An 8,825-nucleotide genomic window follows, 5' to 3' on the forward strand; every position below is an offset into this window, starting at 1 on the left:
ACCACGTTCCGTGGAAGAAGCGTGATCGTCCGGTTGCCGGGGTCGGGGGATTCCCGCTTCGTCGTGCCGCCGACGGCAGGCCGCCCATCCCGAGCGGTCGCCTCACCAGCCGTGCGAGCCGGCTGAGAGGCACGCCGCGCAGGACGACGAGCAAGGGCCCAGGCGAGGGAGGCCCCTCCGCCTGGGCCTTTGGCCTGTCTGGAGACCGGTGACCGCGGATGGCAGGATGCCACGACATGACTGATGTGCAGATCCGGCGGCTCGTGCCGGGCGACGGCGGGCGTTACCGCGAGATCCGGCTCAAGGCGCTGGCGGAGTCGCCCGAGGCGTTCGCCGCCACCTATACGGTCGAGGCCGCCTTCACCGCCGAGCGGTGGGAGGAGCGGCTGGCCGGCGGGGTCACCACCCTGGTCGCGGCCGTGGACGGCGCGGATGCCGGGCTGGTGGCGGTGATGCCCGGCGGTGCGGAGCACCCCCGGCGCGCCCACCTGGTCGCGATGTGGGTCGATCCCGCCGCCCGCGGGCGCGGAGTCGGCGGGCTGCTGGTGGACGCGGCGCTCTCCCGGGCCAGGGAGATGGACGCCACCGAGGTCGAGCTGTGGGTGGTGGACGGCAACGAGCCCGCCATCGCCCTCTACAAGAGCAGGGGCTTCACACCGACCGGCGTCCGGGGCACGCTGCCCTCGGACCCCTCGGTCGGCGAATCCCACTTCCTGCTGGCAGACCTCTGACCCCAGCCCGACCCCAGCCCGACCCCAGCCCGACCCCAGCCCGACCCCAGCCCGGCCACAGAGCCTGACTACAGCGCCTCTACCTGCACGAAACCACAGAGCCTGACTACAGCGCCGCCACCTGGACGAAGTTGTCGTGGTAGACCGGGCCCCTGCCCATGTCGGCGTCGCGTTCCCCGACCACGGCGTTGGCGTTGGCGCCGCCGGGGGTCAGCTTGGCCCAGTGTCCCTTCGTCGTCGCGGCAACGCCCGGCCGCACCTTGTCGCTGACCTCCACGTCGGCCATGAACTCGCCGGTCGGGTTGAAGACGCGGACCCGCTGGCCGTCGGTGAGGCCGCGGGCCGCGGCGTCCTCGGCGTTGAGCAGCACGCGCGGCCCCTTGGCGCGGCGGAGCAACTCGGGGTTGTTGCCGAAGATGGTGTTGAGGAAGTTGTGCGAGGCCGGCGTGATCAGCGTCAACGGGTAGCCGGCCGGCGCCGCCGTACGGGCGGTCATGGACGGGACGAAGACCGGGATCCTGGGCAGGCCCGCGGCGACGGCCCGCGCGGAGACGAACTCCAGCCGCCCGCTCGGCGTCGGGAAGCCGTCCGCGAACGGCGTGAACGGATCGCCGATGTTGAGCCTGACCCACCCCTCCTTGCGCAGCCGGTCCAGCGTGACCCCCTCCAGAAAGGGATGGCCGCCGGAGAGCAGCTGCTCGGCCAGCTCCAGGTCGGAATCGTAGAGCGACGGCTCGGTGAGCCCCAGGTGCCGGGCCAGCCGGCGGAAGGTCTCGGTGGTGGACAGGCACTCGCCGGGAGGCTCGACCGCGGGCTCGTTCCACAGCAGGTACATGTGGCCGTAGCCGGCGTGCAGGTCCATGTGCTCGATCTGCATGGTCGCCGGCAGCACGATGTCGGCGTAGTCGGTGGTGTCGGTGGGGAACTGCTCCATGACCACCGTGAACAGGTCCTCACGGGCCATCGCGCGGCGGATGCGGACCTGGTCGGGGGAGCTGCCGAGCGGGTTCGCGCCGTAGACCCACAGGCACTTGACCGGTTCGGCGGTGTTCTCCAGGCCGTCGGCGAGGCGGGTCATGGTGAGCTTGCGCACCGGCCTGGCGAGCAAATCGGGCCGGGTGTCCACGGTCAGCGGCATGTGGCCGCTGGTGGAGTAGGCGATGCCGCCGCCGGGGTGCCGCCAGTCGCCGGTGACGCCGGGGATGCAGGAGAGCGTGCGCAGCGCGGCGCCGCCGCCCTCGTGCCGCTGGATGCCCTGGGCGGCCCGGATCGCGGTCGGGCGGGTGTGCGCGAGCCTTCTCCCCAGGTTGTGGATGGACTCCTCGGGAAGCCCGGTGATCTCGGCGACCCGGGACGGGGGATACTTCAGGATCTCCTCCCGGAACTCGTCCCAGCCGAGCGTGTGGTTCTCCAGGTAGTCCCGGTCCTCGGCGCCCTCGCTCAGCACGACGTTCAGCAGCCCCAGGGCCAGCGCGCCGTCGGTGCCCGGCCGGATGGGCAGGTGCTCGTCGGCGCGCTCGGCGCTCCTGGTCCTGATCGGGTCGATGGCCACCACGTAGGCGCCGTTCTTCTGCGCGTCCTGCACGAACTTCCACAGGTGGTGGCCGCTGGTCAGCGGGTTCGTGCCCCACAGCAGGATCAGCCGGGACAGCGCGAGGTTCTCCGGGTCCATCCCGCCCGGCGTGCCGTTCGTCCACAGCAGGCCGTAGTTGCCCGCCCGGGAGCAGATGTTCAGGTCGTGCCGCGAGGCGCCGAGCGCGTTCCACAGCCGGCGGCCGGCCTCGCCCGCCTCACCCTGGAGGTATCCCAGCGTCCCGGTGCCCTGGTAGGGCCAGATCGCCTCGCCGCCGTGCTCGTCGATGATCGCGGTGAGCCGGGTGGAGATCTCGTCGAGCGCCTCGTCCCAGGTGATGCGCTCGAACCGGCCGGAACCCTTGGGGCCGACGCGCCGCAGTGGATACAGGATGCGGTCGTCGGCCCCGGCGTGTTCCAGATAGCGGTTGACTTTCACGCACAGAGCGCCACGTGTATAAGGGTTGTCCGGATTCCCGCGCATCTGGGTGGCCTTGCCGTCCTGGACGGTCACCACCCACGAACAAGTGTCCGGGCAATCCAGCGGACATGCCCCAAGAACCCGCAATTCATCCGACATGGCTTCGATGGTAGCCGTGAGGGTGCTTTTACCGCCTTCGCGGGAGCCGCGTCGCAAACTTGGACAACACGGTCGCGATCGCGTCGCTGTTCACGTCCAGCGCGGTGTCGTTGATGTTCGTGATCGTGTCACAGGACTTGTGGTAGCAGGCGTCCTTCGCGACGCCCGCCGTACCGCCGAAGAGCCGCGCCTCGGCCGGCGTCTTCACCGTCTCCGACCCGGTGAACAGCCCGCCCGCGGGGATGCCCGCCTCGATGAACGGCCCGTAGTCCGACCGCCCGGTGAAGTCCGTCCCTGTGAACGGCAGGCCGCGTTTGCGGTAGAAGTCCTGGAACGCCTTCTCGATCGCACCCGATCCCTCCGGACCGGGGCCGGCGCCGTCCTTGTCGGAGTCGTCGCCGTCGTAGATGCCGTAGGTGAAGTTCTTCGACGCGATCATGTCGAAGTTGAGGTAGAGCGCGATCGACTTCTTCTCGGCGGACGACAGGTGCTGCACGTAGTGCTTGGAGCCCAGCAGGCCCAGCTCCTCCGCGCCCCACCAGGCGAACCGCACCCGGTTGCTGACGGCCGTGCCGAGCGGCGCCACCTGCCCGTTGCTGGTGCGGGCCGAGGTGGCGGCGAGCTGCCGGGCGATCTCCAGCAGCGCCCCGGCGCCGGAGCCGTTGTCGTTGATGCCCGGCCCCTCCTGCACCGAGTCCAGGTGGGCGCCCAGCATGACGACCCGGTTCGGGTCGCCGCCCTGGGTCTCGGCGAACACGTTGCGGGTCGTGCGGCTGCCGCTCTCGGCCTTCACCCGGACCCGTACCTGCCGCCCGGACACGCGCGACCCGGTCGAACGGCCGACCGCCACCACCGGGATGCGCACCCCCGGCTTCTCCAGCGTCGCGTGCGGCGGCTCGCCGTCGTTGTTGACCAGTATCATCGCCCCGGCCCCCGCCGACTGGGCCAGCCGCGCCTTGTCCTCGAAGGAACACGTGCCCCGCTGCACCAGGGCGACCGAGCCGCGGGCCACCGTGCGGTAGTCGCCCACCGCGCACCCCTGCCCGGGAACCGGCGTCGCGGTGCCCCGGACGTCGCCCGATCCGGAGTACTTCAGTGTCGAGACGAGATGGGACGAGCCGCCGGTGCGCAGGACCGGCGGGGAGGACTCGCGGAAGTACGGGAAGGTGAAGACCTGCGACCTCACCTGGTAGCCCGCCTGCCTGAGCTGTTCGATCACGTAGTCGGCGGAGGCTTCGTACCCCCGCGTCCCGGCGGCCCGGTTGCCGCCGGCGGCGGTAGCGATGGACTGCAGCGCCTCCAGGTGCTTCTTGACCGCGGCTCCGGAGACCCGGTCGGCCAGTGCGGGCGGGGAGTACGGCGTGGGCGTCATGGGGAAGACGACCGCGAGCGCGGCCAGCAAGTGTACATGCACAGTCACTCAGAGTGACAGCACGCTTCGCGCGGAGCCAACCATCCCCGCAGGTCGGCGCGTCGCCGCCGGAACATCAGCGACCTCACCGCCACAATCAGTACGGCTTCGCGCCCGCGTTGATCTGCTGGGCCATCTGCCGGACCTGGTGCAACATCGCGTGATAAATCCCGCCGCCGAAGGTGACCCGGGCGACACCCAGTTCGGCGAGCCGGGACACGCTCGGCCCGCCGGGCAGGAACAGCGCGTTGACCGGCCCCGGAATGCGCTGGACCAGCTCGCCGATCGTCTCCTCGCCCGGCGCCAGGATCGGATACACGCAGTCGGCCCCCGCGTCCAGATACGCCTTCGCCCGCTCCACGGCCTCCTCGACCCGCTCCCGGAGTGACCCCCCGCCGGTCAGGAACACGTCCACCCTCGCGTTGATCACCAGCTCCGGCCCGGCCTCGCGGACCGCCGCCAGCCACGCCGCCTGCTCCGCCACGCCGACCGGCTCACCGGAGGGGTAGGCGGTGTCCTCCAGGTTGCAGCCCACCGCGCCGGTGGCCAGCAGCCGCTCGGCGAACTCCGCCGGCGCCAGACCGTACCCCGCCTCGGCGTCCACCGTGACCGGGACGTCCACCGCGCGGGCGATCCTGGCCGCCGCCGCGAACATCTCGGCCACCGGCGCCCGCTGCTCGTCCGCGTAGCCGAGCGACTCGGCGATCCCGCTGCTCGGCGTGGCGAGTGCGGGGAAACCCTCCTCCTGGAAGATCTGGGCAGTTCTGGCATCCCACACATTGGGCAGAACCAGAGGGTGCCCCTGGTGATGCAGCTCACGGAGCCGCTTGGCGAGTTCGGTCATGCCCCCCACGCTAGACAGCCGCGAAAGGACACGTCAGAGCCAATCACCCGGAAAACCCACGGTCCACTTCGGTGATGCGGGCGATGTTCGCGCGATCTTCGTCCTCGGGGCTGACGGTTCCCGCGAACCACGCGTCCAGGATCTCCACCAGGACCTGCGGCGAGGTGAGCCTTAGGCTGAGCGCCAGCGCGTTCGCGTCGTTCCAGGTACGGGCGCCGTCCGCGGTCACCGCGTCCACGCAGAGCGCCGCCCGAACCCCGGGCACCTTGTTGGCCGCGATCGACGCGCCGGTGCCCGTCCAGCAGCACACGATCGCCTGGTCGGCGCGGCCCGCCGCGACATCCGCCGCGGCCTCCGAGCAACTCCATGCCCAATCCGCGCGCCCATCCGCCAGTGCGCCATGCAGGATCACTGTATGGCCGCGTCTTTCCAACTCGGGAGCCACCAACGACGCCACACCGTCGAGGCTGTCCGAGGCCAGTGATATACGCATGAAACAGATTGTGGAGGCTATTCACGAAGATCGCATGGGAACACGGGGAGCTTGTGCGATCGCGGGTGCAGCGGTTTCGGGCGGGAAAGGGCAGAATCGCGGGCGGTGACGCAAATCAGGGATCATGACGGGGTGGAGAACCCACCGGAGGCGAAGCAGCCTCCTGTGGGAGACTCCGACATGCCTTCGGACGTCACGACATCGAAGGCAGGTTCGATCTTCGAGCCGGGGAGGGACCCGGATTCCGGCCAGGAGCCGGATCCGGGCTCAGGTTCGAAGTCGGGGAGAACCATGGAATCGGGGACGCTGCCGGGGAAAGCCGCAAAGCCGGCACCGGATCAGAACACAACGGAGCCGGGGGCGGCACCGAACATGACCACCGAACCCGACAACCCAAAGCCCAAAACCACCGCCACCGCCACTGGCACCGGTGCCGCCACCGGTGCCGCCGCCGCGGCCACACCCGAGCCCAGCACGCCCGAGTCACCTACCAGCGGCACCGCCCCCGACGCCGGACCACCCCAGTCCGACGCGGGCATGGCGGGCAGCGGGCCAGCGGCGGGCAGCGGGCCAGCGGCGGTTGGCGGGCCTGTGGTGGAGAAGGGGGCGGGGGGTGAGGCGGAGCCGCCGCCGGTGGTGCTGGTGGTCGAACCGCTGCTGCCGCAACGGCTCAGGCGCCCGTCGGACGCCCTGCGCTTCCTGGCCACGCTCCTCCTGCTCACCGGCGTCGTCCTGCTGGGCCTCATCGCCAAGCAGACCCTCAACGGCATCGAGGCCGACGTGGAGGTCGGCACGGCCCGCGCGCCAGGGCCGCTGATCCTCGCCGCCGCGTTCGTCGGCGGCGGCGCGGTGCTCATCATCCCGGTGGCGTTCGCCGTCGAGCGCGTCTTCCACCGGGACGGCCTGCGCGTCGCGGAAGGACTCATCGCGGCCATCATGGCCGTGCTGGTCTCCTTCGGCCTCGGCGAATGGCTGGTCGCGGCGGGCCCCGAGGACCTGCGCCAGCTCCTCACCGGCGACCGGACCGGCGTCGAACCGCTCAACACCCTGCTCACCTCGGTCGTCGCGTACATAACGGCCGTGCGCATCGCCCGCCGCCCGACCTGGCGCGCGCTGATGTGGGTGGCCATCGCACTGGACGTCTTCGCGCTCTTCACCGGCGCCGCCGCGACCGCGCTCGGCGTCGTGGCGAGCATCCTGGTCGGCCTCGGCATCGGCTTCGGCACGCTGTACGCCATCGGCAGCCCGAACACCCGGCCCCCCGGCAGCGCCATGATCGCCTCCCTGCGCAGGCTCAACTTCACCCCTGTGAAGGCCCGCAGGATCGAGGACGACCTCCAGGGCAGCCGCCGCTACGCCGTGGGACTCGCCGACGGCCGCCGTGTCGACGTCACGCTCCTGGACCGCGACCGCCAGGTGTCCGGCCTGCTCTACCGGCTGTGGCGGCGCATGCTGCTCACCTCGGAGACCCGCCGCCGCGCCATCCGCTCACTCCGCGCCGAGCTCGAACGCGAGGCGCTCATGGCCTACGCCGCGCAGGCCGCCGGGGTCAGCACGCCCCGCCTGCTGGGCACCAGCGAGGTGGGCACCGAGGCCGCCCTGCTCGCGTACGAGCACCTGGAGACGCGCGCCCTGGAGGACCTCCCCGACGACGAGATCACCGACGAGGTGCTGAACGAGATCTGGCAGCAGGTCAGTCTGCTCCAGGCGCAGCGCCTCGCTCACCGGCGGCTCGCCGGGGAGAGCATCCACCTCGACGCGGCCGGGCACGTCGTGCTGCTCGACGCGCGCAGCGGCGAGATCGCCGCCGGCGACCTGCTGCTCCTGCTCGACATCGCCCAGCTCCTCACCTGCCTCGCGCTGCGGGTCGGCGCCGAGCGGTCGGTGCGCGCCGCCGCCGCCGTGCTCGGCCCGGACGCCCTGGCCGGCGCGCTGCCGCTGCTGCAACGCATAGCGCTCACCCGGGAGACCAGGGCGGCGCTCCGGCACCACAAGAACCTGCTCTCGGCGATCCGCGAGCAGATCGTCGAGCTGAAGCCCCGCGCCGAGGTGGCCGAGGTACGCCTGGAGCGCTGGCGCCCGCGCACACTCGTCACGATCATCGGCAGCGCCCTGGCCGCCTACATCCTGCTCTCCCAGCTCACCAGGGTGAACTTCGTCCAGGTGGTCACCACCGCCGAGTGGGCCTGGACCGGCCTGGCCCTGGCGGCCTCCGGCATCAGCTACGTCGCCGCCGCCCTGATGCTCAAGGGGTTCGTCCCGGAGTCGCTGCCGCTCGGTCGTACGGTGCTGGTGCAGTTCGCCGGGTCCTTCGTCAAGCTGGTCGCGCCCGCGGCCGTGAGCGGCGTCGCGATCAACACCCGTTACCTGCAGAAACGCGGTATCCCCTCGGGGCCCGCGGTGGCCAGCGTGGGCGCTTCGCAGCTGATCGGCCTGATCTTCCACATCAGCCTGCTGCTGTTCTTCGCCTACGTCACCGGCTCGACCGCGGCCCCGTCGTTCACGCCGTCGCGCGGCCTGCTGATCGCGCTGCTCGCGGTGGCCGTGAGCGTGCTCATCGTGCTGAGCGTGCCGCCGCTGCGAAGGATGATCACCACGCGGCTGCGGTCGCTGTTCTCCGGCGTGATGCCCCGGCTGCTGGACGTGCTCCAGTCGCCACGCAAGATCATCGAAGGGTCCATCGGCACGCTGATGCTGACCCTGGCCTTCATCGTCTGCCTGGACGCCTGCGTCCGCGCCTTCGGCGGAGAACTCGACTTCGCCGTCGTCGCCGTGGTCTTCCTGGCGGCCAACGCCATCGGCTCGGCCGCCCCCACCCCCGGCGGCCTGGGCGCCGTCGAAACGTCCCTCTCCATCGGCCTCACCCTGTCCGGCCTCCCCAGCGAGGTAGCCACCTCCGCAGTCCTCCTCTACCGCCTTCTCACCTTCTGGCTCCCCGTCCTCCCAGGCTGGGCCGCCTTCACCTACCTCCAACGCCACGAAGCCATCTAACCCACCCCACCCGCCACCCCCACCCCACCTCACAAGCGCCACCCCCACCCCGCAAGCGGGAACCCACCCCCGCAGGCCAGCCCCCCCCCCCCCGCCCCCCCCCCCCCCCCCGCCCCCCCCCCCCCCCCCCCCGCCCCCCCCCGCCCCCCCCCCCCCGCCCCCCCCCCCCCCCCCCGCGGCCCCCCCCCCCCCCGCCCCCCCCC

Annotated in this window: 6 protein-coding genes; 2 read left to right on the plus strand and 4 right to left on the minus strand. The window is 71.6% G+C overall.

What is annotated here, in order from left to right; all coding sequences use genetic code 11:
• Positions 1–236: 236 nt before the first annotated feature.
• A complete protein-coding gene (locus QSK26_RS38195; protein WP_285780239.1) occupies positions 237–731 on the plus strand; it encodes a GNAT family N-acetyltransferase in 495 nt (164 codons plus the stop codon).
• A 106-nt stretch (positions 732–837) separates the two neighbouring features.
• On the opposite strand, the gene QSK26_RS38200 is transcribed toward QSK26_RS38195, so the two are convergent.
• The 4 genes from QSK26_RS38200 to QSK26_RS38215 all read right to left on the minus strand — a co-directional run bounded on the left by QSK26_RS38200 (position 838) and on the right by QSK26_RS38215 (position 5,631).
• A complete protein-coding gene (locus QSK26_RS38200) occupies positions 838–2,883 on the minus strand; it encodes a molybdopterin-containing oxidoreductase family protein (RefSeq protein WP_285780240.1) in 2,046 nt (681 codons plus the stop codon).
• Between the two features lie 28 nt (positions 2,884–2,911).
• Positions 2,912–4,297 carry a M28 family metallopeptidase gene (locus tag QSK26_RS38205; protein WP_285780241.1) on the minus strand — a complete coding sequence of 462 codons (1,386 nt, stop codon included), beginning with the start codon at positions 4,295–4,297 and terminating at the stop codon, positions 2,912–2,914.
• A 94-nt stretch (positions 4,298–4,391) separates the two neighbouring features.
• On the minus strand, positions 4,392–5,138 hold the full coding sequence (locus tag QSK26_RS38210) for an isocitrate lyase/PEP mutase family protein (RefSeq protein ID WP_285780242.1): 747 nt from the start codon (positions 5,136–5,138) through the stop codon (positions 4,392–4,394).
• A gap of 43 nt (positions 5,139–5,181) precedes the next feature.
• Complete coding sequence (locus tag QSK26_RS38215; protein ID WP_285780243.1) at positions 5,182–5,631, minus strand: RpiB/LacA/LacB family sugar-phosphate isomerase; 450 nt, start codon at positions 5,629–5,631, stop codon at positions 5,182–5,184.
• 372 nt (positions 5,632–6,003) lie between these two features.
• Between QSK26_RS38215 and QSK26_RS38220 the strand changes: the two genes are divergently transcribed.
• On the plus strand, positions 6,004–8,622 hold the full coding sequence (locus QSK26_RS38220; RefSeq protein ID WP_285780244.1) for a lysylphosphatidylglycerol synthase transmembrane domain-containing protein: 2,619 nt from the start codon (positions 6,004–6,006) through the stop codon (positions 8,620–8,622).
• The last annotated feature ends 203 nt before the right edge of the window (positions 8,623–8,825 follow it).

Origin of the sequence: Microtetraspora sp. NBRC 13810 (genome assembly GCF_030268685.1) — a bacterium.
Lineage (GTDB): Bacteria > Actinomycetota > Actinomycetes > Streptosporangiales > Streptosporangiaceae > BSRQ01.

Excerpts from the sequence above, each read along its gene's own strand:
- QSK26_RS38220 (WP_285780244.1), top strand. The coding sequence starts at position 6,004 with ATGACCACCGAACCCGACAACCCAAAGCCCAAAACCACCGCCACCGCC.
- QSK26_RS38200 (WP_285780240.1), bottom strand. The coding sequence starts at position 2,883 with ATGTCGGATGAATTGCGGGTTCTTGGGGCATGTCCGCTGGATTGCCCG.
- QSK26_RS38195 (WP_285780239.1), top strand. The coding sequence starts at position 237 with ATGACTGATGTGCAGATCCGGCGGCTCGTGCCGGGCGACGGCGGGCGT.
- QSK26_RS38210 (WP_285780242.1), bottom strand. The coding sequence starts at position 5,138 with ATGACCGAACTCGCCAAGCGGCTCCGTGAGCTGCATCACCAGGGGCAC.
- QSK26_RS38215 (WP_285780243.1), bottom strand. The coding sequence starts at position 5,631 with ATGCGTATATCACTGGCCTCGGACAGCCTCGACGGTGTGGCGTCGTTG.